This is a genomic window from Streptomyces nodosus (assembly GCF_008704995.1).
GTDB classification, from domain to species: Bacteria; Actinomycetota; Actinomycetes; order Streptomycetales; family Streptomycetaceae; genus Streptomyces; species Streptomyces nodosus.
Genome location: NZ_CP023747.1, coordinates 1,596,603 through 1,621,984 on the forward strand (window position 1 = coordinate 1,596,603; position 25,382 = coordinate 1,621,984).

The window sequence follows — 25,382 nt, forward strand, 5'->3', positions numbered from 1 at the left end:
GACTGCTGGTGGATGCGGCGCCGTACCTGGAGCGCGCGCGATACGTGGATCGTACCGAGCCGGGGCCGTGCCCCGCGAAAGGGTTCTCGCCGGCTCCCGCCGCGACCCCGCTCCCCGCCGCGTCCTCAGTCCCCTCCGCACACCTCCTCGAAGAAGGTGGTGATCTCCGCGGTCTCCTGGAGCGACTTCATCAGCCGGTCCCGCTCGGCCTCGTCGACCTGCACCGGGGCCACCCCGGACACCGCGACCAGGCGCCGGAAACCGCCGCGGCTCTCCAGCCGCCCGTCGACCCGTACCGGCAGCCCGACGAGATGGGCGTGGCCGGCGATCCGGTAGGACTCCTCGTCCAGGGTCATCCGGACATGGGGGACCTCGGCCCCGGCGATGACCTTCAGCCGTACGGTGCCCTCGCCGCGCGGCCCCGACCTGCGCAGCCGGACCACGGCCCCGGTGATCCGCACCGGCACGGAGGGCTCCTGGCGCAGATAGCGGGCCCCGGCCTCACGCAGGGCGGGCAGGTCGCCCGGGGAGAACTCGACCGGTTCCATCCGGGTCGCACAGCCTTCCGGGACACCCGTCGAGGGCGCCCACTCCAGCGCGATCCGGGCGCCCTCGGAACCGCGTACGAGGGCGACCAGGGCCTCGGTCAGTTCATGGCTCACGCCCGCCTCGACCGCGGTGTCGAAGGCGTCCATGCCGCCGGTGGCCCGCCGGTAGTCGACGGCCTCCCGGGCCGCGTACAGCGCCTGGTGCAGACGCACCGAGAGCGGCCGGCCGGTGGCGACGGGCACCAGGGCGGTGAGCCGCCGGCCGCCGGGGGCGCCGCCGATCAGGACGTCGTCCAGGGACGCGGCGGCGGGACCGCGGTGCCGGGCGCCGTGGTAGCCGGCCCGCGCGCGGACGGCGAGCGCACCGGCCAGCAGCATCTGGCGGGCGGCGGTCCGCAGCCGGTCCTCGACGGTCCAGGGCGCCGTGTCCACGGGTCCGGAGGGCACATCCCGCCACCAGTGGATCTCGTCGCTGGGCACGGCGAGGCCGATCAGCACGTCCCGGGCGGAGGGCGAACCGCTGCGGGACAGGGCGTCGAGGGCCTCGCCGATCAGGTCGTCGCTGTCGGGGAAGTCCCGGCTCTCCGGCACCAGCAGGCTGGTGCGTCCGCCGTGGGGGCCCGGCGGCGTCCACCGTCCGTAGCGTCCGGCGGCTCCGCCGCGGCGCTGCCAGCCGTGCCGCTGCAGCAGGGCGCCGAGCACGGCCGGATCCACCTGCTCGGGCACCGGCGTGCCGCGCCACGCCGGTTCGGCCGGATGGGGGCGGCCGGTGCGGGCGGCCTCGTCGAGGGGGCGGTGCGTCATGGTCTGCCTCCCGTTCCGACCCGGGTCATGATCTCGCAGAGGGCTCGGTCGTCGAAGATGCGCGAGGTGGGGATGCGCACCGTGGTGCGGTGCCGGCCCGTGATCGGATGTCCGGCGAGATTGATCCAGTAGCAGCAGTGCCGCAGGTCGAGGCGGTCGTGTCCGGCCCGCAGCCATTGGTCCTGCGACCGGGGGACGATCATCACCACGAGGATCTTGTGCACGGAGACCGGGGTGCGGGCGAGCTTCGCCAGGTGGTCGTTGTCGAGCGTGAAGGAGAAGAAGGCACCCGTCCGGCGGGACGGGTGCGCGGCGCTCTCCGGCCCGGACGGTGCCGGAAGCCGGGCGGGCTGGTGCGGCGGGATCTGATAGGTGCACTTGAGCTGCACCTTGATGGTGACCTCGTCGTCGACGGTGTGCCCCGGGGCGCTGTGACTGACGTGCCAGTCGATGCCGTTGTCCGGGAAGGGCTGGGACAGCGAGCAGCCGGCCGCCGCGGCGACCGCGTGCAGATAGCCCACCTGCAGGGTCTCCATGCAGGCGGTGACGGCGAGTGAGCCGCGATGGGGTGCCCTCCGCTCGGGCAGCAGCCCGCCCCGCTCGGGCTGCGCTATCGCCATGGCCAACAGCCCCCCGTACCAGATGAGTTCCTCGTGCGGGTCGCTGAACTGCAAAGACCCGTACTCGTGTTGTCTCCTTCCGGCGTACTGCGCAAACAGCCCGGGTATCACCGAAACGGTGGAAGACGGCGCGTCAGCCACCCAGGGTGAACGAGGAGTTGTGTACACATGACGTGCTGGTACGAGGGGCCTCTGGCCGCCTTCGACACAGAGACCACGGGCGTGGACGTGGAGACCGACCGGATCGTGTCGGCCGCCGTCGTGGTCCAGGACGCCCCGGGCACCCGGCCGCGGGTGAGCCGGTGGCTGGTGAACCCGGGAGTGCCGGTGCCCGCCGGGGCGACGGCGGTGCACGGGCTGACGGACGAACATCTGCAGCGCACCGGCCGCTGGCCGTCGCCCGTGATGGAGGAGATAGCCCGGGCTCTGGGCGAACAGGCCGTACGGGGCGTGCCGTTGGTGGTGATGAACGCGCCGTTCGATCTGACGCTCCTGGACCGGGAGTTGCGCCGGCATCGCGACGGTCCGCTGGAGCGCTGGTTGGGCTCGGCGCCGCTGCGGGTGCTGGACCCCCGGGTGCTGGACAAACAGCTGGACCGCTACCGCAAGGGCCGCCGCACGCTCACCGATCTGTGTGCGCACTATGCGGTCGTGCTGGACGAGGCGCATGACGCGGGGGCGGACGCACTGGCCGCGTTGGAGGTGGTACGGGCGGTGGGGCGCCGCTTCGCGAGCCGTCTGGAGCGGCTGACACCGGCCGAGTTGCACGCTCTGCAGACGCAGTGGCATGCGGCGCAGGCACGCGGGCTGCAGGCGTGGTTCGCCCGCAGCGGCACCCCGGAGGAGGTGGACCCTTCATGGCCGCTGCGTCCGGAGCTTCCGGCGGCCGCCTGACCATGGCCCCGCGGCTCACACAACGTCGGGAGGCAGACGAAAAACCGGTCCGTCGGCGACGGACCGGTCTTCTCCGGGTGGGCGATACTGGGTTCGAACCAGTGACCTCTTCGGTGTGAACGAAGCGCTCTCCCACTGAGCTAATCGCCCGGGAACGCACTGAACAATACAGGCCCCGACGGGTTTCCTTCAAACCGCTTCGAGATACGCCACCAGCCCCCGCCGCCCGCCCCGCATCATCAGCCGGTGGTTGGCACGGAAGAGCGGCCGTCCGGGCACGGCGAACCGCCTGAGCAGCGGCTTGTTCACCTCGACCGCCTGGTCGTAGCGGGCGAGGGTGCCGGACCCGGCCGGGGTCACCGTCCAGCGGGCCCAGCCGTCCAGGTCCCCGGTGAGCGCGACCTCCAGCACACCGGCGCCGGGCTCGTTCCGGGTCTCCCGCGCCATGAGCGTCATCTCGTACGGCAGCAGGGAGCGGACGGTGAGCACGGCGGTGGTGTCGCCGGTCCACCGCACGGCGCGGACCTGCGGCCACCAGCGCGGGTAGTCCTCGGCCCGCGCCAGCACGGCGTAGGCGCGGGCGGGCGGGACGGGCAGCGCCCATGTGCTGCGGAAGCGGTGGTGGTTCCGGTCCATGTGCCGAGTCTGCCGCGCGGAGGCCGCCCCGGGGCGGGATCTGAGTACGGCGTGAGTACACGGACTCATGCCGGGCCGCACGGCCCACCGCACACTCGGGGGCATGACCCATCCACCGTCCCCCGCCGAGGAATTGCGGTTCCTCGACCATGAGCTGCGGCAACTCGACGCCCGTCGGACCCATCTGCTGGCGCGGCGGACCCAGCTGCTCGCGCTCCTCCAGCCCGTCCTCCCGGCCGCACCCCGGGCCGCGTCACCGGCGGCGCCGCCGGCCGCCCGGCGGCCCGAGACCACCGCGCCCCGGGTGCAGAACGTGCTGCTCGTCCTCGGCGGTGTGCTGCTGGCCGTCGCCGCGATCGCGTTCACGCTGGTCAGCTGGGGGCATCTGGGGATCGCCGGGCGGTCGCTGGTGCTGGGCGCGGTGACCCTGGCGGCGCTGAGCGCGCCGGCCGCGCTCCGACGGCACGGGCTCGGCTCGACCGCGGAGGCGGTGGCGGGTGTCGGTCTGGCGCTGACGGTGCTGGACGCATACGCGCTGCACGAGGTGGCGATGGCGAGGACCGACGGCACGGGGTACACGGCCGTGGCGGCGGCGGTCCTGGCCGGGTTGTGGTCGGGGTACGGCAGGGCGCTCGGCTCCCTGCGCGTCTCCCGTCCCGCCGCGCTGGCCGCCGCCCAACTCCCCCTGCCGCTGGGGGCGGTGGCGTCCGGAGCGGGCCCGCATGCGATCGCGGCCGCGCTGCTGCTGACGGCCGCGTGCGACTCGGTGGTCGCGCTCCGGACCCCGCTGAGGTCCCTGCGTCTGCCGGCCTCCGTGGGCGCGTACGGCCTGGGCGGCTGGGGTGTTCTGGCGGCCGGTGTCTTCTCCCTGACCGCCACCGGCCCGGGCGACGCCACCCGTGCGTCGGCACTGCTGCTTCTCGCCGCGGCGATCGCGCTGGGGGTCGCCCGGCGGGCCCCGGGGCGGGACCTCTCGACCGGTACGGCGGTGGCCGGCGGGGTGCTGCTGGTCGCCGCGCTCGGCGGGGTCCCGCGCGTCCTGCTGCCCGGGGTCTGGACGGTACCGGTCCATCTGGCCTGCGCGATCGCCCTGGCGGCGGTCGTGCGCGGCCGGCTCCCGGAGCCCGTGCGGCGCGGCTTCGCCCTGGCCTCGGCCGGAGTGCAGGGTGCGGCGGTGCTGTGGGCGCTGCCGCCGGTCGTCCTCGCGCTGCTGGGACCGCTCGGCTGGACGGTACGGAGCTGGTCCGGAGCCCCGTCGGACCTGCGCGACGCCCTCACGCTCGGGGCGCCCTGGCCGCCCTACGCGTCGACCGCGCCGCTGGTGCTCGTGCTGGTCGCGGCGGTCCTGGTGGCGGTGGCCCGCACCGTCCCGGCCCGGCGCAGCCAGGCCACGACGGGCGCCACGACGCTGGGCTGGGCCGCCCTGCTCATCCTTCCGGCGACGCTGCGACTCCCCTATGCGGTGGGGCTGTTCATGCTGGGAGCGACGGTGGCCGGTGGGCTCGTGGTGGCGGCCCGCACACGCCGGACGCCGATGTCCATGACTGCTTTTCCGCTGTCGCTGCTCACCGCGGCGGATCTCGCGCTGCTCTCCCTCGCCTCGCGGACCGCCACCCTGGCCGTGCTCGCCGCGCTGACCGCGCTCTTCGCGGTCGCCGCCGCGCACCGGCGCCCGGCCCCCGGCCGCGCGAGCGCGTCGCTGGCCACCGCGACGGGGCTGGCCTGTGCGGTGGGTGCCGCCGCGGGCGCCCCGGCCGCGCACACGGCGCTGCTGGTGCTGGTCGTCCCGGTCGTCGCGGCGCTGCTGGCCGCCCGGATGGCACGCCCGGCGGTCCCGGTCGAGGTCACGGGGGCGGGCGCCGGCCTGGTGGCCGTCGGCCTCGCGGTCACCGACGGACCGGTGCTGGCGCTGGTGCTCGCCCTGTGCGGGGTGATCGCCGCGGGCACCGCCGTACGTGAGGACCGTCGTCCGGCCGGATACGCGGCGGCGGTGCTGTTCCTGCTGGCCACCTGGGTACAGCTCGGCACCTGGCACATCGGCACCCCGGAGGCGTACACCCTGCCGGTGACCGTCCCGGCGCTGGTCGTCGGGTTCGTCCGGCAGCGCAGGGATCCCCTGGCCTCGTCCTGGACGGCGTACGGTCCGGGGCTCTCGGTGACGCTGCTGCCGAGCCTGCTCTTGGCATGGGGCGACGCCGACTGGCCGCGACCGCTGCTGCTCGGCACGGCGGCACTCGCCCTGACCCTGCTGGGCGCCCACCACCGGATGCAGGCGCCGCTGGTCCTCGGCGGAGGCGTGCTCGTGCTGGACGTCCTGCACGAACTCGCTCCCCATCTGGTGCAGTTGGCACACGCGCTGCCCCGCTGGCTGCCGCCCGCCCTCGCCGGCCTGCTGCTCCTCGCCCTCGGCGCGACCTATGAGCAGCGCCTCCGGGACGCGCGCCGGGTGCGGGAGGCACTGGGGCGGATGCGCTGAGGGGCAGGCACGGTCCCGTTCGCCTCACCTCGGTCCGAGCCGAACAAATAGGGATCGTCATTCATGAAATTCGGCCCGGCGGCCGAGGCCGGCCGATCTCCGGGCTCCGGAATTCCCTCATGAAGAAGGTGAGATATTCACGGAGCACATACCCGGAGAGATGATCCGTTCTGTCGGCGGAGATGTCCACGCGCCTTCTGACCGCCACCCGGCGGCCAGGAGAGCTTCATGGACGGGAAGATTCCGTCCACAGTCGGGTGACGGCGATTCAGGAACCGCCGAAAAGTCCCTTCTTGGGCCGGCTACGCCCTCCACAAAGGCCCGACGGCGTCGCCATGCTCCTCGACGCCGGCGGGCCGCATCGCCGGAACATCCCGCCCGGACTGATCGAACGGCACGAGGCCCCTCCCTCCGACGTCCCAGCAAACGCTTGCCCCACCAGCGGCGGACGGACCGCTCGGCTGGATCGGATCACACGTAAGAGTGAAGTTGTACGGCTTCGACAGGCCGGAGGATCTTGACAGAGGGCGGAGCGGCAACGGGCTACGGGAACGCGACGAGGGCGGCGCGACCCACGGTGTCCGTGTGTCACGCCGCCCTCGAAACTGTGGGCGATACTGGGATCGAACCAGTGACCTCTTCGGTGTGAACGAAGCGCTCTCCCGCTGAGCTAATCGCCCGGGCGCAGGAAGAAGATTACCCCATGTCAGGGGTGCCTCCGACCAGGGATGCCGAGGGCGGCGGCCCCAGCGGCCCGGGCCGTTCGTGTGCTGACGATTTCAAACAGCCGAGAACCGGGTACCCGCCCCGAACTGCGATTGCCTCGCAGATACAACGATCTCGCCCCACCAGTCACTCCCCGTATTCATATGACCAAACCTAACCGGCAAGAATCCGGTCACCGGAATGGCCGTACCGGACGAACAACATCTCGGCCGGATGAGCTACGTAAAGCAAGGCAAAACCCTCAGAGGGGTTTACAACGGCACCGTAGGTGGCATGTCGATTTCGCCGACGTGCGAATCCCCGAGCGCACACTGAGCGAAAGGCCCTGGCGCTTATGAACACCACGGTCAGCTGCGAGCTGCACCTGCGCCTCGTTGTGTCGAGCGAGTCCTCACTGCCTGTTCCCGCGGGACTGCGGTATGACACGGCCGATCCCTATGCCGTGCACGCCACCTTTCACACCGGAGCCGAGGAGACCGTCGAGTGGGTGTTCGCCCGCGACCTCCTCGCGGAGGGCCTGCACCGGCCCACCGGCACCGGCGACGTCCGTGTCTGGCCGTCCCGGAGCCACGGACAGGGCGTCGTTTGCATCGCCCTGAGTTCTCCGGAGGGCGAGGCCCTGCTCGAGGCCCCGGCGCGGGCCCTGGAGTCGTTCCTGAAGCGTACCGACGCTGCCGTGCCACCCGGTACGGAGCACCGCCATTTCGATCTCGACACGGAGCTTTCCCACATCCTGGCCGAGAGCTAGCGCACCCCTCAGAATCGCCCGGCGCCGTCCACTCGGGGAGACGGCTCGGGCCAGGACAACCGCAAACGGCACACCCGGGCGCCGCCGCCGCGTATCTCGCGGCGGCGGCGCCCGGGTGTGCGCGGTGGGTGACGGTGACGCTCCGCAGTGTGTCGCCGCGGTCGACGTGGTGTCTCCGGACCGTTCCCGGCGATCGCGGAGGGCCCCGGCTCGACCGGCGGCGCTCCAGCGCGGCCCTGAGCCGCTAGGCTCGGCCAGCATCGGCGGGCGCCCGCCCGACCCCAGGCCAGGGAGCGACACGTGCTGATCACTCACGACACCCGGTGCGCGCTCGACCTCGTGGTGGATCTGGTGAACACCGCACCCGAGGACGACGAGACGGAAGGCCTCCCGGATGTCGCCGCCCTCGACGACTTCGCACGCAACCACGACCTGAGCGATGTCGGCGTCCTCTCGGAACTCGACCTCTCCGCGGTGCACAGGATCCGGGGGCGGTTCGCCGCGATCTTCGCCGCCGAGGACGCCCGGACCGCGGCCGGGCTGATCAACGAGCTGGTCGCGGCGGCGGGAACGACTCCCCGGCTCACGGACCACGACGGCTACGACTGGCATGTCCACTACTTCGCGCCCGGCGCCTCCGTCGCCGATCACATCGCCGCGGACTGCGGGATGGCTCTGGCGTTCTTCGTGGTGGCCGGGGAGGAGGAGCGGCTGCGCCGCTGTGAGGCGCCCGACTGCCGGCGCGCCTTCGTCGATCTCTCCCGCAACCGCTCCCGCCGCTACTGCGACAGCCGAACCTGCGGGAACCGTCTCCATGTGGCCGCGTACCGCGCACGCCGCAAGGAGGCGGCGGGCTGAGCGGCGAACGGGGGCGGCGCACCGTGGCGCACGGCCGGAGCGGCGGGGCTGACGGAGCCCTCGGCGGGTGACGCCAGGGGCTCCGCATACGGCTCAGAGCATCAGCAGATCGTGCAGTGATGCCATGAGCAGCAGGCAGCCGACAACCGCAAGGAAGATCATCAGCGGTGGCTGGGAAAGCGCGAAGAGACAACCCCGGCGCTCCTCGGGAGGAGCGCCGGCGTCACTCTGGGTTCTGTCCAGCATCTCGCGGCGATCATGACTCAGCCGACGCCCGCCACGCGATCAACACGCTCGGAATGACGAGTAGTTCTCCGATATCCGTGATCTACGGAACGAAGCTGATCTCGATGTGTGCGACCGTGATCATCCGTCGGTGCCGTGCGACCGCTGTGCCGTTTCCGCCTTCATATGCCGGCCTGATGTGACGTGCTCATATGCCCGCTCATATGCCGTGCTTCTTCAGGATGGCCTCGATGTCGCTGAAGTCGTCCGCGGAGTCGCTCGACGACCTCGGCGCGGCGGATGCCGGCCGGGCGGCCGGGCTCTTCGCGCCGCCCAGGGCCGGGGTCGAGGACGACGGGGCCACCGCCTCCCGCTGAGCGGCCCGGGCCGCCTTGCGCTCCTTGCGGCTGCCGCCGCCTCTGCGTTCCACGGCCCGGGTGCTCGCGAACAGCACCCAGGCCACACCGAGCACCCCGAAACCCGCCCATGCGGTGGGGCTGAAGGCCGTGTGGGCCAGCCAGCCCACGGCTCCCGTCATCACCAGGCCCACGGGAACGAGCGCGTACGCGGCGATCCGGGCGGCCGCGAGGAAGCGCTTGCGATAGGCGGTGACCACGGCCACGCCCAGGCCGGCCGCAGAGACGGCGGAACATACTGTCTCGGCGATCATCCGGTCCTCCCACACAGAAATCGGTCGGGCTGAGCTGGTTCGGCCCCTTCCATCCTGCACCTCCCGGTGCTCCGTGGGCCACGGTCCGGACGGACCTCAGGGAGATCTCCGGGTCGGCTCCTCCTCAGGGTGCGGCCCCGTCTCCACCTGTGCCGTCCCTGCGTGCCGGGCACGGAGGTCCCGTTCGGGGATCACGGGGCGTACTGGAAGACTGGTGACCATGAGTGAGTCCTCCCCCGCAGCTGCCGCCGCCCCCGTCCTGGACGTGTGGTGCGAGCTCCAGTGCCCCGACTGCCGCACCGCCCTCGACGATCTGCGCGCCCTGCGTGCCCGCTACGGCGACCGGCTGGAGCTGCGGCTGCGGCACTTCCCGCTGGAGAAGCACCGGCACTCCTTCGCCGCCGCGCAGGCCGCCGAGGAGGCGCTGGAACAGGAGCAGGGCTGGGCCTATGTGGAGGCCGTGCTCGGCCGGGTCGAGGAGCTGGACCGCCGGGGAGAGCCGTTCCTCATCGAGGTGGCCCGCGAACTCGGCCTGGACGCCGAGGAGTTCGACACCGCGCTGATCGACGGCCGGCACATCCTGATCGTGGACGCCGACCACGCCGAGGGCAAGGCGATCGGGGTGACCGGCACCCCGACATATGTGATCGGCGGCGAGCGCCTCGACGGGGGCAAGAGCCAGGAGGGCCTGCGCGAGCGCATCGAGGAGATCGCGGACCGGCTGCTGGCGGCACGAGAGGACTGAACCCCGGGCGGCCGGTGGGAGCCGAGTCCCTCGCCCCCACCGGCCGCGCCGGCGACAGCCGAGAGCAACAGCGGGAACAACGGTTGGGGCAACGGCTAGAGCAACGGCTTGAAGAAGGAGGAGCGCACCGTCCGGTATCCGAGGGACTCGTAGAGCCGCTCCGCCGGGGTGTTGCCCGCGAACACATTGAGGCCGAGGAGGCCCCTTCCGGCGCCGATCGCCTGCGCCTCCGCCAGCCGCATCAGCGCCCGGCCGTGTCCCCGGCCGCGGTGGGCGTCGTCGACCTCGACGTTGTAGACGAACGCCCCGTCCTCCCGCAGCGCCAGCCACAGGGTGCCCGCCCGCGTCCCCTCCTGTTCCAGGACGCTGAAGAGCATGTTCTCGGTGGCCGAACCCTGTGGCAGCAGCCGCTCGTAGTCGCGCCGCGCCTTGGTACGGGCCTCGGCCTCCGGGACGCCCCTGTCGATCCAGGAATGCGCGTAGTGCTCCGCCTGGTCGGCCTGCCACGCCCCGAACTCCGTCTCGGTCATGGGCCGGGCCAGGCTCCCGGCGGGCAGTGCGGGCGGGGTGTCGCCGAGCGGCTTCTCCATACCGCGGTTGCGCAGCACATAGCCGAGCGCCTCGGCGAGCCGCAACGCCGCCCCGGCCTCGGCGGGGACGGTGGCCTCGATCCGGACACAGCCCCAGCCGCGCACCACCTCCTCGGCGGCGAGCGCCGCCACCGTGGCCCGGCCGCGCCCGCGGTCCGGCTCCTCGATGCGCAGGTCCAGTATCTCGGCCACCGTGTCGCCGAAGGCGGAAGAGGTGGCGAGACGTATCGCGCCCACGGGACGGCTGTTCACACACACCTGATAGCGGCGTGAACGCGTCCCGTCGGCCGCGTGCTGAAGCGGCTCGACCGGCCGCAGGGTCGTGGTCATCAGGGACGTTCTACCCCTCGGGAAGGATCGGGCCCACCGAATTTCCGGGGCGAACCGGGCCGGACCTCAGCACGGCCGGGCCCCGGCTCCGCGCGTCCGGGCCGGACCTCACGGATCGAGGTCGTCCGCGGCGCGCTCGGCGAAGATCCGCATGGCCTTGGCGGTCACCGGTCCGGGCGCCCCCGGCAGCTCACGGCCGTCGACCCGGTGCACGGCCTGGACGTCCCGCAGTGTGGAGGTGAGGAAGACCTCGTCCGCGTGCTCCAGGACGTCCAGCGGCAGATCGGTCTCCCGGGCTCCGGTCCACTGGACGGTGAGCGCGCGGGTGATGCCCGCGAGACACCCCGAGGCCAGGGGCGGGGTGTGGATCTCGCCGTCGAGCACCACAAAGACATTCGATCCCGTGCCCTCGCAGAGCCGTCCCACCGTGTTGGCGAACAGCGCCTCGCTGGCGCCCTGCTGGGAGGCGCGGGCGAGAGCGACCACGTTCTCGGCGTACGACGTGGTCTTGAGGCCGGTCAGCGCGCCGCGCTCGTTGCGGGTCCAGGGCACGGTGATCACGGCGGTGGAGTCGGGCCGCCGGCCGGTGGCGCCGAGGGCGACCACCAGGGTCGGGCCCTGGTCACCGCGGTCCGAACCGAGCGGGCCGTGGCCCCCGGTGTAGGTGACGCGCAGGCGCCCGAGCGGCATCGGGTCGGCCTCCAGCACGGCGGCACAGGCATGGCGGACCTCGTCGAGGTCCGGGTCCTCGAGACCCAGGCCGCGCGCCGAGCGGGTGAGCCGGTCGAGGTGGCGGGTCAGTGCGAACGGCCGTCCCTCGACGGCCTTGACGGTCTCGAAGATGCCGTCGCCGACGGTCAGTCCGTGGTCGAACACGGAGACGCGGGCGGACTCGGTGTCCCGCAGCGCGCCGTCGAGCCAGATCTTCACGTAAGGGTCCCTCCGCTTTCCTCGTACGCCCCAGACGCTACCGCGAGCAGCCGGGCCGCCTTGAGCTCGGTCTCCCGCCACTCCCGGTCCGGGTCGGATCCCCAGGTGATCCCCGCGCCGGCGCCGAAGCGCAGGACGCCTTCGGCCCGGTCGATCCAGAAGGTGCGGATGCCGACCGCCAGCTCCCCCACGCCCCGGTCCGCGTCGACCCAGCCGATACCGCCGCAGTAGGGGCCGCGGGGCGCGGTCTCCAGGGCGTCGATGATCCTGAGGGCGCTGGACTTGGGGGCGCCGGTGATCGAGCCGGCCGGGAAGGCTGCGGCCAGCAGCTGTGGCCAGCCCGCATCCGGGAGCAGCTCGCCGCGGACCATGGAGACAAGATGGACCAGACCGGGGTGCTTCTCGACCACGCACAGGTCGGGGACGGTCACGCTGCCGGTGGTGCAGACGCGTCCCAGGTCGTTGCGGACCAGGTCCACGATCATCACGTTCTCGGCGTGGTCCTTCTCCAGCAGGTCCGCCTCGGTGCGCCCGGTGCCCTTGATCGGGCCGGACTCCACGACGCGGCCCGCGCGGCGCAGAAAGAGCTCGGGGGACGCGGTGGCGATCTCCACGCCGTGCCCCGGAAGACGAATCGTTCCTGCGTACGGCGCCGGGTTGCCGCGGGCCAGCACGGCGGTCAGGGCGTCCACATCGACGCCGGGCGCGACGGGCGCGGAGAGCACCCGGCAGAGGTTCACCTGGTAGACCTCGCCGGTCGCGATGCGCTCACGGATCCGGCGCACCCCCGCCGTGTACGCGGCGCGGTCGAGCGATGACGTCCAGTCGGCGGCCGCCGGTCCGCGCCACCCGCCCGGCACCGGGGCGGGCACCGGTTCTTCCCGTACGTCATCGAAGCGGGCGCAGGTCAGACGTCCTTCGTAATCCGCACAGACCGCCCAGAAACCGGTGGAATCAAGGGCCGCGGGATCACTGGTGACATCGATGAGACCGGTGGCGACACGGTCGCCGAAACGAGCGAGAGGAGGCAGGTCGTGCACGTGATCGAGTCTAGGGCGGGTGTCCTCCGGGTGACCCCGATGTGTCCCCCTCGGACACCCCGGCCGTGTCGCCGACCGGACGCAGCGCAGCACGCTGCACAAACGCGTTTTTGTACTGGCACCGGAATCCGCTAGAGTTCAACACGTCGCCGGGACGCGCAAGCGATCCGAAACGACAGGCGGACGTAGCTCAGTTGGTAGAGCGCAACCTTGCCAAGGTTGAGGTCGCGAGTTCGAGCCTCGTCGTCCGCTCGTAGGAACCAGGGATCCTCCAGGGCCCCTGCACTCCCGGTGGAGTGGCCGAGAGGCGAGGCAACGGCCTGCAAAGCCGTCTACACGGGTTCAAATCCCGTCTCCACCTCCAAGGACGATTAGCTCAGCGGGAGAGCGCTTCCCTGACACGGAAGAGGTCACTGGTTCAATCCCAGTATCGTCCACTGGTCCGCGAGGACCACGGTCCGCCGGGGTCGGTATGATCCCCGAGGATCCCCGCGCGATTAGCTCAGCGGGAGAGCGCTTCCCTGACACGGAAGAGGTCACTGGTTCAATCCCAGTATCGCGCACGCGTCACCCAGGCCGTCTCCACGGAGCGGCCCTGGCCCCGAGGACGATTAGCTCAGCGGGAGAGCGCTTCCCTGACACGGAAGAGGTCACTGGTTCAATCCCAGTATCGTCCACATCCCGAAGCCCCCGGTCCCTGACCGGGGGCTTCGTCGTGGCTCAACTCCTCGCCCTGCGGTGGTGCTTCGCCGGGCGGGAAGGCGTCGACTCCGGCGGGACAAAGACAACGCCCGCGCAGCTCCCCAGCTGCGCGGGCGTCTGTGCCGTCCGCCGCACCCCCGTCCCCACGGGGTTTCATATGGGTGGATGTCCCCGCCCGGACCGCTCTTCCGGGCCTGGGGCGCCGCTCAGCGCCCCAGCATCACTCCCACGGACGACGCTTGTGCGACCACTGCGTCCCAGCCGCCGAAGGCGTAGGCGAGCAGGGCCGCCAGAGGAAGGACCATCGCGATCGCCACCAGCGGGTGGCGGCGGTCCGGGCGACCCGTGCCGAACGCGGCGGAGTACGCCCTGCGTCCCTGCGTGCGGATCGCTGTCCGCGGTGCCGTCCGGGTCATGGTCCCTCTCCTGACCGTTGAGTCGTAGTACTTCGTGTCCTTGACAAGCGGCGGGCGACCGACCTCGGGGGACGAGTGCTGCACCCGCCGCTCGACATCAAATCTAGGCAGCGGGGCGTCCGGGGTCGTCATGCCCGCGTACCTATTGCCGGGCCTCCAGGAGGATGAGTGGCGTCCCACGGTGTACTCCCCTGGGTGGAGGCCGGGTCCCCGGTCTCAGGGTCTTCCCCGAGGAAACGCCCGAGGCTTCGCGGAAGGGCCCGGTGGGGTGGCCGGAGGGCCCCGGTGCCTCCCCGGAAAGTGCCCGGTCCCGAGGAGGGGGTGCCCGGTGTACCCCTTCCGTTCCGAACCGTCCCGGGTGCCCCCACCGGGTGACATCACTCACGTCCCCGGCACCCCCGTGCAGGGCCGTCCCCGCCCTGCGGACCGCCCCGTGGACCGCAGGCCCGTCCCCCGGGGGCCGGGTCCCCACCGTCCGCGCCCCTCCCCGCACGGCACCCGTCGTCGATCCAACCCCCCTGTCCCATCGGACGGTTGGGATCACAGGTGACGCACAGCAAACCCGTCCGGCCCGGTGCTGACCGCCTGTCAAGTCTCCTGTGCGGCACCGACAATCGATCCGGGCGAGAGGGCGCGGCCTCTCTGCGCACCCGGCCGTGGAAACGTAAGCTGTGGCTCGTCAGACGGACCGGGCAGCGGGGATGGACATGGCGATGATGCGCCTGAGGCGTGAGGACCCGCGTGTCATCGGATCGTTCAGACTTCACCGGCGGCTCGGCGCCGGCGGGATGGGCGTCGTCTACCTGGGCTCCGACAAGCGGGGCCAGCGGGTCGCGCTCAAGGTGATCCGCCCGGACCTGGCCGAGGACCAGGAGTTCCGGTCGCGGTTCGCACGGGAGGTCTCGGCGGCACGGCGGATCCGCGGCGGCTGCACGGCGCGGCTGGTGGCCGCCGATCTGGAGGCGGACCGCCCGTGGTTCGCCACCCAGTACGTGCCCGGTCCCTCCCTGCACGACAAGGTCGCCGAGGACGGCGCCCTCACCGCCGCGGAGGTGGCCGCGGTGGGTGCCGCCCTGTCCGAGGGGCTGGTGGCGGTGCACGAGGCCGGGGTGGTCCACCGTGATCTGAAGCCGTCCAACATTCTGCTGTCCCCCAAGGGGCCGCGGATCATCGACTTCGGCATCGCCTGGGCGACGGGGGCCTCCACGCTCACCCATGTCGGCACGGCCGTCGGATCGCCCGGCTTCCTCGCCCCCGAGCAGGTGCGAGGGGCCGCCGTCACCCCGGCCACGGACGTGTTCGCGCTGGGCGCCACCCTGGCCTATGCGGCGACGGGTGACTCCCCCTTCGGGCACGGCAGTTCCGAGGTGATGCTCTACCGGGTGGTACACGAGGAGCCCCAGCTGCACGGCGTCCCCGACGCGCTGGCCCCGCTGGTCCACGCCTGTCTGGCGAAGGACCCCGAGGAACGCCCCAGCACGCTCCAACTCTCGCTCCGGCTCAAGGAGATCGCGACCCGGGAGGCCCAGGGGCTCGCCGATGTACGGCCGCCCGCCCAGCGCGGCGAGCCGGACCGGCCCTCGGGACGGCTGGCGGAGCAGTACGCCGAGCAGCGCACCCTGCGGCGGCCCCAGGGATCGGGCACCACCCCGTCCCGCGGCGGCGGCTCCCGCTCGGGGGCGCGTCCGACGCCGGCCCAGCGCCACTCCACCCGCCCCGGCAAGCGCCCCGCCCCGCGCAGCGGCACCGGACGACCGGCGCCCCGCACCACCGGGACCAGGCTGCGCCCGGCCAACCCCCGGCTGCTGCGTCAGCGGCTGTTCGTCTTCGTGGTGGTGACCCTGCTGGTGGCCCTGGGCATCGCGGCGGCCCAGGGCTGCCAGGGACCGGCACGCGGGCTCGGTGACGGGGGCACGCGGGAGAACGCACGGCAGGAGCAGCCGTTCACTCCCCCGTCCCACGACTGGCCGTGACGGGTGACTTCGTCACCGAGCAGGACCCACGCGTCGGCGGCCGGCTGCCACAGACGGGCGAGGACGGCCGGCCGCCGTGTGCCCGGATGGATGCGCGGGGGTCTCAGGAGCCAGGCCGGCCGGTGGTCACCGCGTAGAAGGCGACGGCCGCTGCCGCGCCCACGTTCAGGGAGTCCACTCCATGGGCCATGGGGATGCGGACCCGTTCGTCCGCGGCGGCCAGCGCCCGGCGGGACAGTCCGTCGCCCTCCGCGCCGAGCATCAGTGCGACACGCTCCATGGTGTGCGGTGCCGTCTCGTCGAGGATCTTCGCCTTCTCGTCGGGGGTGAGTGCCAGCAGGGTGAAGCCCGCCTCGCGCACCGCCTCCAGGCCCTTGGGCCAGGTGTCGAGGCGCGCGTACGGCACCGAGAAGACGGCGCCCATGGAGACCTTCACGCTGCGGCGGTACAGCGGATCGGCGCAGTCGGGCGACAGCAGGACAGCGTCCATGCCGAGGGCCGCGGCCGAGCGGAATATGGCGCCGATGTTGGTGTGGTCGTTCACCGATTCCATGATCACCACCCGGCGGGCGCCGGCCAGGATGTCGTCCGCGGGCGGCAGGGGCTTGCGCTGCATGGAGGCGAGGGCGCCGCGGTGCACGTGATAGCCGGTGACGCGCTCGGCGAGTTCCGGGCTGACCGTGTAGACCGGGGCCCGGAGCTCGTCGATGACGTCCCGCATGACGTCGGCCCACTTGGCGGTCAGCAGCATGGAGCGCATCTCGTAACCGGCGTCCGCGGCCCGTCTGATGACCTTCTCGCCCTCGGCGATGAACAGGCCCTCGGCGGGTTCGCGCCTGCGGCGCAGTTCGACGTCGGTCAGGCCCGTGTAGTCGCGCAGGCGCGGGTCGTCGGGGTCGTCGACGGTGATGAGATCGGCCACGAGGTGATACTGCCTTGTCCTGGGAGGGGTGCCAACGGAGGGAAGGGGTCGCTCAGCGTTGCTCGGGCGGGTGCGGGCCCACGCGTACCACCTCACCGATGACGATCACCGCGGGCGGCCTCACCTCCTCGGCCGCCACGGTCGCGGCGACCGTCGCGAGGGTGGCGTCGACGCGGCGCTGGGCGGCAGTCGTGCCCTCCTGGACCAGGGCGACGGGGGTGTCGGGCGCCTTCCCGTGGGCGACGAGCGTCTCGGCGATCTTCCCTATCTTGTCGACGCCCATCAGGATCACCAGGGTGCCCGTGAGCTTCGCCAGCGACGGCCAGTCGACGAGGGAGCGCTCGTCGTCGGGGGCGACATGACCGCTCACCACCGTGAACTCATGGGCGACACCCCGATGGGTGACCGGGATACCGGCCGCGCCCGGCACCGAGACCGAGCTGGAGATGCCCGGCACCACCGTGCACGGGATGCCCGCCTCGGTGAGCGCCTGGACCTCCTCCATGCCGCGGCCGAAGACATACGGGTCGCCGCCCTTGAGCCGCACCACCGACTTGCCCTGCCGGGCGTGCTGGATCAGGGCGTCGTTGATGGCCTCCTGGGCCATGAAACGGCCGTACGGGATCTTCGCCGCGTCGATCACCTCGACCCCCGGCGGGAGTTCGGCCAGGAGGTCGCGGGGTCCGAGACGGTCCGCGATGACGACGTCCGCCTCGGCGAGCAGCCGCCGGCCCCGCACGGTGATCAGGTCGGGGTCGCCGGGGCCGCCACCGACCAGCGCGACGCCGGGGGTGCGGGTGCGATGGTGGGGGGCGACCAGTGTGCCGTCGCGCAGGCCCTCGACGACGGCGTCCCGGACGGCGGCGGTGTGACGGGGGTCGCGGCCCTTCGCCTCGGTGGTCAGGACGGCGACCGTGACGCCCTCGCTGTGACCGGTCGCGGGGGTCCAGGCGGTGGCCGCGTCGGCGTCGTCGGAGCGGACGCACCACACGCGGTCGGCCTCGGCCTCCGCCGACGCCCGGGAGTTGGCGTCGGAGTCGCTGGTGGCGATGAGCGCGTACCAGGCGCCCTCCAGGTCCCCGGGCTCGTACGGACGCTTCAGCCAGGTGATCCGGCCCGTGTCCGCCAGGGCCTCCACCGAGGGCGTGGCCTCGGGAGACACCAGAAGGACGTCCGCACCGGCCGCGATCAGCGCGGGAAGCCGGCGCTGGGCGACCTGGCCACCGCCGAGGACGACGACACGGCGGCCGAGGAGCCGGAGCCCCACGGGGTAGGGCGGGTGTTCGGCCATGGCGTGCGGCTCCTCGTCCAGGCGGTGCGGAAGGGGCCTCTACGGCTCTGGAGCGGCCCTGAGGTGGGGATTTTACGTCCGGAGCGGCGACGGCCTGTGGTCAGGTACGGGTTCGACGGAGAGGCGGGGCGGAATCCCGGGCACCTGGCCCGGGGTTCCGCCCCGCCTCCGGGGCCTCTCGGTCACCGCGACCGAGTCACCTCTCCGTCACCGCTGCGGGGTCGCTGACGCGGATCACTTCTCGGTGACGCCCGCCGAGTCGAACGTCGCCACCTCGTGCATCGCCCGGGCCGCGCTCTGCACCAGCGGCAGCGCGAGCAGGGCGCCGGTGCCCTCGCCCAGGCGCAGGTCCAGGTCGACCAGGGGACGCAGGCCCAGCTTGTTGAGGGCGGCGACATGGCCGGGCTCCGCGCTGCGGTGGCCGGCGATGCAGGCCGCGAGGACCTCGGGGGCGATGGCGCGGGCCACCAGGGCGGCGGCACCCGCGCTGACGCCGTCCAGGATCACCGGTGTCCGCAGCGAGGCTCCGCCGAGCAGCAGGCCCACCATCGCCGCGTGCTCCAGGCCACCGAACGCGGCCAGGACGCCGATCGGGTCGGCCGGGTCCGGCCGGTGCACTTCGATGGCGCGGCGGACGACCTCGGTCTTGCGGGCCAGCGTCTCGTCGTTGATGCCCGTCCCGCGGCCGGTCACCTCGGACGGGTCGGTGTCCGTGAAGACGGAGATCAGAGCGGCCGAGGCCGTGGTGTTCGCGATGCCCATCTCGCCGGTCAGCAGCGCCTTGTTGCCGGCCGCCACCAGGTCGCGGGCCGTCTCGATGCCGACCTCGATGGCCAGCTTGACCTCCTCGCGGGTGAGCGCGGGGCCGGTCGTCATGTCCGCCGTGCCCGCGCGGACCTTGCGCGGCAGCAGGCCCGGGGTGGCGGGGAGCTCGGCGGCCACGCCCACGTCGACGACGCAGACCTCGGCGCCCACCTGGTTGGCGAAGGCGTTGCAGACCGCGCCGCCACCGAGGAAGTTGGCGACCATCTGGCCGGTCACCTCCTGGGGCCAGGGGGTGACGCCCTGGGCGTGCACACCGTGGTCCCCCGCGAAGATCGCGACGGCCGCGGGCTCCGGGATCGGCGGCGGGCACTGCCGGGACAGACCGGACAGCTGCGCGGAGATGATCTCCAGCATGCCCAGCGCGCCCGCGGGCTTGGTCATGCGCTTCTGCCGCTCCCAGGCCTCGCCCAGGGCCTTGGCGTCCAGCGGACGGATGCCGGCCACGGTCTCGGCGAGCAGGTCGTGCGGCTCCTCGCCGGGCAGCGCGCGCCGCCCGTAGGTCTCCTCGTGCACCACCCAGGACAGCGGGCGACGCTTGGACCAGCCCGTCTGCATCAGCTCGGGCTCCTCGGGGAACTCGTCGACATACCCCACGCAGAGGTAGGCCACGATCTCCAGGTGCTCGGGAAGGCCGAGGGTACGGACCATCTCACGCTCGTCGAAGAAGCTGACCCAGCCGACGCCGAGGCCCTCGGCGCGGGCCGCGAGCCAGAGGTTCTCCACGGCGAGCGCGGAGGAATAGGGGGCCATCTGCGGCTGGGTGTGCCGGCCGAGGGTGTGCCGGCCGCCGCGGGTGGGGTCGGCGGTGACCACGATGTTCACGGGCGTGTCGAGGATGGCCTCGACCTTCAGCTCCTTGAACTGCTTGGCCCGGCCCTTGGGCAGCGACTTGGCGTACGCCTCGCGCTGGCGCTGGGCCAGTTCGTGCATGGTGCGGCGGGTCTCGGTCGAGCGGATCACCACGAAGTCCCACGGCTGGGAGTGGCCCACGGAGGGCGCCGTGTGGGCGGCCTCCAGCACCCGCAGCAGTACGTCGTGCGGGATCGGGTCGCTGCGGAAGCCGTTGCGGATGTCACGGCGCTCGCGCATCACCCGCAGCACCGCCTCACGCTCGGCCTCGTCGTAGCCGGGCGCCGCCGGGCCGCTGAGCTCTCGTGGGTCTTCCGCCACAGCGGTGCCCTCTTCCTGGTCGGCGGCCCTGGTGTCCAGGTCCTCCGCCTGCTGTGCGACGACGGGCTCCGGGTCACCGCGCTCCGGAGCGGCGGCCTCGCCCTCGCGAGGGGCAGGGACATGGGCCATGGGCCCCTCCGCCGCCGGGGCGTCCGCCGTCGGCTCCGGCGGCTCGGCGGCTGCCGGGGCGGGTTCCTCCGCGGCCTGCGGCTCCTGGGGCGTCCGCTGTTCCTGGGCGGGCACCGGCGGCACGCTCGGCGCGTGGGGCGGGGTCGGGGCCAGGTGCGGGGTGGTGGGCACGGTGCCCTCGACCGGCACGAACCGGCCGAGCGTGGCGTCCTCGGGGAACTCCGGGGCGGCAGCGGGCGCCCCGGCCGGCTCGTCGCCCGCGGGTACTCCGCCCCGGGTCTGCTCGTGGCTCGCCTGCGCAGCGGGGACCTCCGCCGGGGCCTGGTCCTGAGGCGCGAGGGCCTCGGACGCCGGGGCCTGGGCGGCATCGTCCGCCGGCACGGCCTGAACCGGCTCGGCGGCCATGGGCCCCGTCTCCTCGACGGCACCCCCGGGTACGGGCTCGGCGGGCTGCGCCACCGTGTCCGGGGTCACGGTCGCGGCGACCACGACCGGCGCGGCGGGGGCCTGCGGCTCGGGCGTCTGCTGGTCCGCCACGGGAGCCGGAGCCGGTTCCTGGGCGAACTCGACGGGAGCGGGCGCTTCGGGTTCGGGGGCCGCCGCGGGGGCGGCCTGCACGGCGGGCGCCGGGGCGTCGGCGGGCGCGGCCTGCGCATCGCCGGGAACAGCGGCGTCCACGGGCTGCGCGGCGGCGTCCGGCACGGGGACGAAGGGCGCCGTGTCCGGGGCGGGCGCCTGGGCGGGCGCCGCGTCCGGCAGTACGTCGGCCGCCGGTACGGGCTCCGGGGCCTGCGCGGCGTCCGGCACCGGTGCGTCGGCCGGCACACCCTCGGGGACGCCGGGGGCGGCCGGGAGCGGCGTGCCCTCGGGGGTCAGCACGGCCTCGGCGGCGGGCACGGCCTCGGGGGCCGCCGCGGCCTGCGCCATGTCCGGTGCCTGCGGCGGGATCTCCTGGCCCAGCGGTGCGCCGGGCGCCTCCTGTGCCACGACCGGCGGCTGCGGCGACTCGACCCCGGTCGGCGCTCCGGGCGCGTGCGATGTCTCGGGGCCCGGTACGGCCTGCTGCCCGGGCACCTCGGGCCCTTCAAACGCCGCAGGCACGGCCTCGGGCGCCACCGGCACGGCCTCGGCCGCGACCGGTGCGGGCTCCGCGAGGACCGTCGGCGCGGCGGGGGCCGTCGCCGCGGCGGTCGGCTCGGTGTGCACCGACGGCACGGTCCCCGTCTGCGGCGTGGCACCCCACGGCACCGCGCCCTGTGCGGAGGTCTCCGCGGCCTGCGGCACATCGAGGTACTCGGGGCCGGTGGTCGGCGGCCCGGAGGGACGCATCGGGGCCTGCGCCGGACCGCGGTCGGCGAGCGAACGCACCAGGGTGGTGGAGTTGTCCGGGGTGGGCGGGCCGAGGTGCAGCGGGCGGCGCGGCGGCGTCGGCTGAGGCGCGGGCGCCGCAGGCGGCGTACGGAACGCGCCGACGTCGAGCGAACCGCTGTCCCGGCCGGCCGTCTCGTGCGGGCCCGGCTCGGGGGCGAGCGGCGCCGCGGCCGGGGCGGGCTGGGGCAGTTCGTTGCCCCATGCGCCCTGCTGGCCCGGCAGCAGAAGCAGATCGTCGTCGTCGGCGGTGGCAGTGGTGGTCCCGGAGTGGTCGAGGTAGGTGTACGCGTCCGGCGCGAGGACGCCCGGCTGCTCCACCGTGCCTGCGTTCTCCGGCAGTCCCTCGCCCGGGACCTGGCCGGTGTCGGTCATGCGTACCCCTCGCCCATCGGTTAGTGCTTCTACGACCAGCTCGCCCGGAACTGCGCGCCGACCGCCCGCAGTGAAGAACGAGCGTGCGTGCCCAGCGGCACGAACGACCCGCCAACAATGACGACGAAACCGTCGAACGGTATTGTCCCGGCCGCTCTGCCCTCGCGGCGCCTTGTTCCGCGACGGTCCACTGTGGACTGCGCCACGTTGCGCGCGCTCCGGCTCTGCCGTACCACACTCGCACCAAAAGATGCGCGCTTTCCGGACATTGGCCGACGAAGCCCTGGATCACCCAAGTGCGGTACAACGGTCGGTCAGCCTATCGCGCCGGTAGGACAACCTGATCACGGGGAGCGTTCCGGCAATCGGCCGCTGAGCAGGAACGCGACGCTCCGTTCCTTCTCCGTCCAGGCCCGTGTGTCGAGTTCCACGGACTGCAGCAGCGCGCACTCGACGGCGTAGCCGTGCTCGGTCAGATCCCTGCCGAGGAGCTCGGCCTCGTCGCGGGTGGCGGCGTGCGCGACGATGCACTGCGGGCGGCGGTCGGCGACGGCCGAGACGACCGCGGGCCCGCCGCCCCCGACGCGCACCACATCGGGTTCGGGCAGGTCCTCCAGGATGTGCGGGGCGGCGCCGAACACGATCTGGAGCGGGACCCCGAAGCGACGGGCGGCGGCGTCCGTGCGGGCGCAGGCGCCCGGGTCGCGGTCGACGGCGATGACGGCGGCCCCGCAGCGGGCGGCCTCCACGGCGAACGCACCGCTGCCGCTGCCGATGTCCCACACGAGGTCACCCACCCGAGGTCCCAGGCGGGCCAGTTGAGCGGCGCGCAGCAGCTGCGCCTCCCCTTCGCCGAGTCCGCCGCCGTAGGCCCCGGCGGGCAGTGCCCAGCCGCGCGGTCCGGCGCCCGGGTCGCGGCCGGCGATCCAGCCGCCCTCGGCGGCGCCCGCGGGTCCGCCGATGACGATGACCACATTGGGGTTGCGCCAGGTGTGGTCGGCGGCCCGGTCGGAGGTGACGACGGTGACCCGTTCCCGGTCGGTGCCGAGTTCCTCGCAGATGACGAAGGTGCGGTGCACCCCCTCCAGCAGCAGGCCGAGTTCGGCGGGCCCGGCGCCCGGCGAGGTGAGCACGGCGACCTTGGTGTGGGCGCGGCACACGTTCACCGCGCGTCGCAGGGTGCGAGGGTGTGCGACGACCACCTGGGCGTCGTCCCAGGGCATTCCCGCGCGTGCAAAGGCCGCGGCCACCGAGGAGACGGCCGGCACGACCTCGACCTCAAGGCCGAACTGGGGGTCGTGCAGGGTGCGTACGACGCCGAAGAAGCCCGGGTCGCCGTCGGCCAGGACGACGGCGCTGCCGCGGTGGGCGGCGATACGGCGGGCGGCGAGGGCGACACTGCCGAGCCGGATGCGCTCGGCCGCGGCCGGCACCTCGGGAAGCGCCAGGTGGTGGGCCGCTCCGGCGACCAGGGTGGCGGCCCCGAGGGCGGAACGCGCGGCGGCGGTCAGCGGCGAGCCGTCCCAGCCGATCACCGTGACGCGGTCGGCCATCGTCGTCAGTCTCCAGGAGGTCTTCGCAGGTCTCGGGGCTGCCCGGCACGGCAGGTCTCGTGAGACTACCTGGTCGGGCGGGGTGAGACCGTCCCGGACCCGGCCGTGAAAGCGGTCCCTCCGGATCAGTTCCAGTTCGAGAACGACGTGAAACCACCGAGGTCGGCCAGTTCCTCACCGACCCCGTCGAGATCCTCCGGCAGCAGGCTCCATACGATGAAATCGGTCCGCACATCGGTCCAGTGGCCGTCCTCGGTACGGACGTGCGCTATGCAGGCGTTGCGCAGTACGCCCTCGCTGATGCAGCCGATCTTCTGGGCGACCCGTTGGGAGGCGGTGTTGTCGGCCGCCGTGCGCAGTTCGATCCGCTCGAACTTCTGTTCCCCGAAGAGCCATTGGGCGGTGGCGAGCGCCGCCTCGGCCGCGTAGCCCTCCCCGCGCGCCCAGGGGGCGACGATATAGGAGAGCTCCGCGGAGCGGACGTGCCAGTCGGTTCTGCCGAGTTGGACGACGCCCACCAGCCGCTGGGTGAGGAACTCGGCGACGGCGAGGTCGATCCCGCGCCCGGCGGCGCGTTCGGTGGGGGCGTACTCGGTGATCCAGGTGCGGGCGTCGTCCTCGGTGAACGGCTGGGGCACATCGGTCCAGGCGCCGGTCAGCTCGTCGTTCAGCATCTCGGCCAGCGCCGGGATGTCGTCCCCCTCCAGAGGGCGCAGTACCAAACGCTCCGTGGTGATGGAGACGTTGGGGAAGGTGCTCGTCATTGCGCCGCTCCGTAACCGTCGGAAACCGTCAGTGCATGCTGAACTGTCCAGCATGCAGCATCGGAACACCGCATCACACCACCGGGTCCTCCCCCGCCGCCCGCAGGCGTGGGGGAGGACTTCCGTCCGCTGAGGGAGCGGACCGGGTGGGTGCGCGGGGAGGAGGCCCCGGCGCAGGACGCCCGGGAGCCGGCCCCGAGGGATCAGAAGGAGGGGATGACCGAGCCCTGGTACTTGTCCTCGATGAACTTCTTCACCTCGGGCGAGGTGAGCAGCTTCGCGAGCTTCTTGACGCGCGGGTCGTTCTCGTTGCCCTTCTTCACGGCGAGGAAGTTGCCGTAGGGGCTGTTGTCCGCGGACTCCAGGACGAGGGCGTCCTCGGCGGGCTTGAGACCCGAGGAGATGGCGTAGTTGCCGTTGATCACCGCGGCGTCCACGTCGTCGAGGGCGCGGGGCGTCTGGGCCGCCTCCAGCTCCTTGAACGTGAGGTCCTTGGGGTTCTTGACGATGTCCTTGGGGGTCGCCTCGGTCCCGACGCCGTCCTTGAGGGTGATCAGCCCGTTGGCGGCGAGCAGCTTGAGGGCGCGCGCCTCGTTGACGGTGTCGTTGGGGACGGCCACGGTCGCCCCCTTCTTCAGCTCGTCGACCTTCTTGACCTTGTGGGAGTAGAGGCCGAGCGGCTCCAGGTGCACCGTGACGACGGGCACGATGTGGGTGCCGTTCTTCTTGTTGAAGTCGTCGAGGTACGGCTGGTTCTGGAAGTAGTTGGCACCGACGGACCCGTCCTCGGTCGCCGTGTTCGGCGTGACGTAGTCGGTGAACTCCTTGACCTCCAGGTCCAGCCCGGCCTTCTTCGCCAGGTTGTCCCTGACGAAGTTGAGGATCTCGGCGTGCGGGGTGGGGCTCGCGGCGACGACCAGCGGTCCCTTGGAGTCGGAGGAGGCGGAGGAGTCCTTGCCGGAGCCGCAGGCGGTCAGGGCGAGTGTGAGGGCTCCGGTGACGAGGGCGGCAGTGGTGATCTTGGCGGTGTTACGCACGAAAAGTGCCTTTCCTT

Annotated in this window: 21 protein-coding genes and 7 tRNA genes; 11 read left to right on the plus strand and 17 right to left on the minus strand. The window is 72.8% G+C overall.

From position 1 onward, the window contains the following. Positions 1-125: 125 nt before the first annotated feature. Together CP978_RS07215 and CP978_RS07220 are read right to left on the minus strand one after the other, a co-directional pair. Complete coding sequence (locus tag CP978_RS07215; RefSeq protein ID WP_043438592.1) at positions 126-1,352, minus strand: hypothetical protein; 1,227 nt, start codon at positions 1,350-1,352, stop codon at positions 126-128. Continuing rightward, on the minus strand, positions 1,349-1,972 hold the full coding sequence (locus CP978_RS07220; RefSeq protein ID WP_043448258.1) for a DUF4365 domain-containing protein: 624 nt from the start codon (positions 1,970-1,972) through the stop codon (positions 1,349-1,351). Before CP978_RS07220 ends, CP978_RS07215 begins: the two co-directional genes overlap by 4 nt. A gap of 168 nt (positions 1,973-2,140) precedes the next feature. Between CP978_RS07220 and CP978_RS07225 the strand changes: the two genes are divergently transcribed. Beyond that, positions 2,141-2,866: a 3'-5' exonuclease gene (locus tag CP978_RS07225; RefSeq protein WP_043438594.1), complete on the plus strand. Its 726-nt coding sequence runs from the start codon at positions 2,141-2,143 to the stop codon at positions 2,864-2,866. 78 nt (positions 2,867-2,944) lie between these two features. Here the strand turns inward: CP978_RS07225 and CP978_RS07230 are convergent. Next, positions 2,945-3,016: transfer RNA gene (locus CP978_RS07230), tRNA-Val, on the minus strand. Positions 3,017-3,055: 39 nt separating this feature from the next. Next, complete coding sequence (locus CP978_RS07235) at positions 3,056-3,502, minus strand: SRPBCC family protein (protein WP_043438595.1); 447 nt, start codon at positions 3,500-3,502, stop codon at positions 3,056-3,058. A 103-nt stretch (positions 3,503-3,605) separates the two neighbouring features. On the opposite strand from CP978_RS07235, the gene CP978_RS07240 reads away from it, so the two are divergent. Next, positions 3,606-5,978, plus strand: a complete 2,373-nt coding sequence (locus CP978_RS07240) for an SCO7613 C-terminal domain-containing membrane protein (protein ID WP_150478161.1) — start codon at positions 3,606-3,608, stop codon at positions 5,976-5,978. 608 nt (positions 5,979-6,586) lie between these two features. Here the strand turns inward: CP978_RS07240 and CP978_RS07245 are convergent. Continuing rightward, positions 6,587-6,658, minus strand: a tRNA-Val gene (locus CP978_RS07245). Positions 6,659-7,038: 380 nt separating this feature from the next. Here CP978_RS07245 and CP978_RS07250 point away from each other — a divergent pair. Both CP978_RS07250 and CP978_RS07255 read left to right on the plus strand, forming a co-directional pair. Beyond that, positions 7,039-7,452 carry an SsgA family sporulation/cell division regulator gene (locus CP978_RS07250; protein ID WP_003959770.1) on the plus strand — a complete coding sequence of 138 codons (414 nt, stop codon included), beginning with the start codon at positions 7,039-7,041 and terminating at the stop codon, positions 7,450-7,452. A 300-nt stretch (positions 7,453-7,752) separates the two neighbouring features. Next, positions 7,753-8,310, plus strand: a complete 558-nt coding sequence (locus tag CP978_RS07255; protein ID WP_043438602.1) for a CGNR zinc finger domain-containing protein — start codon at positions 7,753-7,755, stop codon at positions 8,308-8,310. 93 nt (positions 8,311-8,403) lie between these two features. Here the strand turns inward: CP978_RS07255 and CP978_RS34790 are convergent, their stop codons facing one another. Further along, complete coding sequence (locus CP978_RS34790; protein ID WP_167748005.1) at positions 8,404-8,556, minus strand: hypothetical protein; 153 nt, start codon at positions 8,554-8,556, stop codon at positions 8,404-8,406. A 199-nt stretch (positions 8,557-8,755) separates the two neighbouring features. After that, positions 8,756-9,205 carry a hypothetical protein gene (locus CP978_RS07260; RefSeq protein WP_043448259.1) on the minus strand — a complete coding sequence of 150 codons (450 nt, stop codon included), beginning with the start codon at positions 9,203-9,205 and terminating at the stop codon, positions 8,756-8,758. Between the two features lie 220 nt (positions 9,206-9,425). On the opposite strand from CP978_RS07260, the gene CP978_RS07265 reads away from it, so the two are divergent. Continuing rightward, positions 9,426-9,950 (plus strand): DsbA family protein, encoded by a 525-nt coding sequence (locus CP978_RS07265; protein WP_174498611.1) that lies wholly within the window; start codon positions 9,426-9,428, stop codon positions 9,948-9,950. Between the two features lie 95 nt (positions 9,951-10,045). Here the strand turns inward: CP978_RS07265 and CP978_RS07270 are convergent, their stop codons facing one another. The 3 genes from CP978_RS07270 to CP978_RS07280 all read right to left on the minus strand — a co-directional run bounded on the left by CP978_RS07270 (position 10,046) and on the right by CP978_RS07280 (position 12,840). Then, positions 10,046-10,870, minus strand: a complete 825-nt coding sequence (locus tag CP978_RS07270; RefSeq protein WP_043438605.1) for a GNAT family N-acetyltransferase — start codon at positions 10,868-10,870, stop codon at positions 10,046-10,048. 108 nt (positions 10,871-10,978) lie between these two features. Next, the gene (locus CP978_RS07275; RefSeq protein ID WP_043438606.1) at positions 10,979-11,800 is read right to left on the minus strand and encodes an aminotransferase class IV; all 822 of its coding nucleotides are present in this window, start codon (positions 11,798-11,800) and stop codon (positions 10,979-10,981) included. Further along, a complete protein-coding gene (locus tag CP978_RS07280) occupies positions 11,797-12,840 on the minus strand; it encodes a chorismate-binding protein (RefSeq protein WP_043438607.1) in 1,044 nt (347 codons plus the stop codon). The genes CP978_RS07275 and CP978_RS07280 overlap by 4 nt, the downstream gene beginning before the upstream one ends. A gap of 179 nt (positions 12,841-13,019) precedes the next feature. Here CP978_RS07280 and CP978_RS07285 point away from each other — a divergent pair. The 5 genes from CP978_RS07285 to CP978_RS07305 all read left to right on the plus strand — a co-directional run bounded on the left by CP978_RS07285 (position 13,020) and on the right by CP978_RS07305 (position 13,517). Continuing rightward, positions 13,020-13,092: transfer RNA gene (locus CP978_RS07285), tRNA-Gly, on the plus strand. A 38-nt stretch (positions 13,093-13,130) separates the two neighbouring features. Further along, positions 13,131-13,204 (plus strand) — tRNA-Cys (locus CP978_RS07290). Position 13,205: 1 nt separating this feature from the next. Further along, positions 13,206-13,277 (plus strand) — tRNA-Val (locus CP978_RS07295). A gap of 54 nt (positions 13,278-13,331) precedes the next feature. Beyond that, positions 13,332-13,403: transfer RNA gene (locus tag CP978_RS07300), tRNA-Val, on the plus strand. A 42-nt stretch (positions 13,404-13,445) separates the two neighbouring features. Next, positions 13,446-13,517 (plus strand) — tRNA-Val (locus CP978_RS07305). 231 nt (positions 13,518-13,748) lie between these two features. Here CP978_RS07305 and CP978_RS07310 read toward each other — a convergent pair. Continuing rightward, positions 13,749-13,958, minus strand: a complete 210-nt coding sequence (locus CP978_RS07310) for a hypothetical protein (protein WP_043448260.1) — start codon at positions 13,956-13,958, stop codon at positions 13,749-13,751. Positions 13,959-14,659: 701 nt separating this feature from the next. Between CP978_RS07310 and CP978_RS07315 the strand changes: the two genes are divergently transcribed. Next, a complete protein-coding gene (locus CP978_RS07315; RefSeq protein WP_043438609.1) occupies positions 14,660-15,931 on the plus strand; it encodes a serine/threonine-protein kinase in 1,272 nt (423 codons plus the stop codon). Positions 15,932-16,034: 103 nt separating this feature from the next. Here the strand turns inward: CP978_RS07315 and CP978_RS07320 are convergent, their stop codons facing one another. From CP978_RS07320 to CP978_RS07345, 6 genes are all read right to left on the minus strand, one after another. Beyond that, positions 16,035-16,853, minus strand: a complete 819-nt coding sequence (locus CP978_RS07320; protein WP_043438611.1) for a TrmH family RNA methyltransferase — start codon at positions 16,851-16,853, stop codon at positions 16,035-16,037. Between the two features lie 52 nt (positions 16,854-16,905). Next, on the minus strand, positions 16,906-18,144 hold the full coding sequence (gene cobA, locus CP978_RS07325) for a uroporphyrinogen-III C-methyltransferase (RefSeq protein ID WP_043438614.1): 1,239 nt from the start codon (positions 18,142-18,144) through the stop codon (positions 16,906-16,908). A gap of 234 nt (positions 18,145-18,378) precedes the next feature. After that, positions 18,379-22,011, minus strand: a complete 3,633-nt coding sequence (gene cobT, locus CP978_RS07330; RefSeq protein WP_150478162.1) for a nicotinate-nucleotide--dimethylbenzimidazole phosphoribosyltransferase — start codon at positions 22,009-22,011, stop codon at positions 18,379-18,381. 344 nt (positions 22,012-22,355) lie between these two features. Further along, positions 22,356-23,564 carry a precorrin-6y C5,15-methyltransferase (decarboxylating) subunit CbiE gene (gene cbiE / locus CP978_RS07335; protein ID WP_043438623.1) on the minus strand — a complete coding sequence of 403 codons (1,209 nt, stop codon included), beginning with the start codon at positions 23,562-23,564 and terminating at the stop codon, positions 22,356-22,358. Between the two features lie 125 nt (positions 23,565-23,689). Continuing rightward, positions 23,690-24,328: a GNAT family N-acetyltransferase gene (locus tag CP978_RS07340; RefSeq protein WP_043438626.1), complete on the minus strand. Its 639-nt coding sequence runs from the start codon at positions 24,326-24,328 to the stop codon at positions 23,690-23,692. Between the two features lie 203 nt (positions 24,329-24,531). Further along, positions 24,532-25,365, minus strand: a complete 834-nt coding sequence (locus tag CP978_RS07345) for a MetQ/NlpA family ABC transporter substrate-binding protein (RefSeq protein ID WP_150478163.1) — start codon at positions 25,363-25,365, stop codon at positions 24,532-24,534. Positions 25,366-25,382 lie beyond the last annotated feature (17 nt).

Coding starts and splice junctions, on each gene's coding strand:
- CP978_RS07215 (WP_043438592.1), bottom strand. CDS start 1,352: ATGACGCACCGCCCCCTCGACGAGGCCGCCCGCACCGGCCGCCCCCAT.
- CP978_RS07220 (WP_043448258.1), bottom strand. CDS start 1,972: ATGGCGATAGCGCAGCCCGAGCGGGGCGGGCTGCTGCCCGAGCGGAGG.
- CP978_RS07225 (WP_043438594.1), top strand. CDS start 2,141: ATGACGTGCTGGTACGAGGGGCCTCTGGCCGCCTTCGACACAGAGACC.
- CP978_RS07235 (WP_043438595.1), bottom strand. CDS start 3,502: ATGGACCGGAACCACCACCGCTTCCGCAGCACATGGGCGCTGCCCGTC.
- CP978_RS07240 (WP_150478161.1), top strand. CDS start 3,606: ATGACCCATCCACCGTCCCCCGCCGAGGAATTGCGGTTCCTCGACCAT.
- CP978_RS07250 (WP_003959770.1), top strand. CDS start 7,039: ATGAACACCACGGTCAGCTGCGAGCTGCACCTGCGCCTCGTTGTGTCG.
- CP978_RS34790 (WP_167748005.1), bottom strand. CDS start 8,556: ATGCTGGACAGAACCCAGAGTGACGCCGGCGCTCCTCCCGAGGAGCGC.
- CP978_RS07260 (WP_043448259.1), bottom strand. CDS start 9,205: ATGATCGCCGAGACAGTATGTTCCGCCGTCTCTGCGGCCGGCCTGGGC.
- CP978_RS07265 (WP_174498611.1), top strand. CDS start 9,426: ATGAGTGAGTCCTCCCCCGCAGCTGCCGCCGCCCCCGTCCTGGACGTG.
- CP978_RS07270 (WP_043438605.1), bottom strand. CDS start 10,870: ATGACCACGACCCTGCGGCCGGTCGAGCCGCTTCAGCACGCGGCCGAC.
- CP978_RS07310 (WP_043448260.1), bottom strand. CDS start 13,958: ATGACCCGGACGGCACCGCGGACAGCGATCCGCACGCAGGGACGCAGG.
- CP978_RS07315 (WP_043438609.1), top strand. CDS start 14,660: ATGGACATGGCGATGATGCGCCTGAGGCGTGAGGACCCGCGTGTCATC.
- cobA (WP_043438614.1), bottom strand. CDS start 18,144: ATGGCCGAACACCCGCCCTACCCCGTGGGGCTCCGGCTCCTCGGCCGC.
- cobT (WP_150478162.1), bottom strand. CDS start 22,011: ATGACCGACACCGGCCAGGTCCCGGGCGAGGGACTGCCGGAGAACGCA.
- cbiE (WP_043438623.1), bottom strand. CDS start 23,564: ATGGCCGACCGCGTCACGGTGATCGGCTGGGACGGCTCGCCGCTGACC.
- CP978_RS07340 (WP_043438626.1), bottom strand. CDS start 24,328: ATGACGAGCACCTTCCCCAACGTCTCCATCACCACGGAGCGTTTGGTA.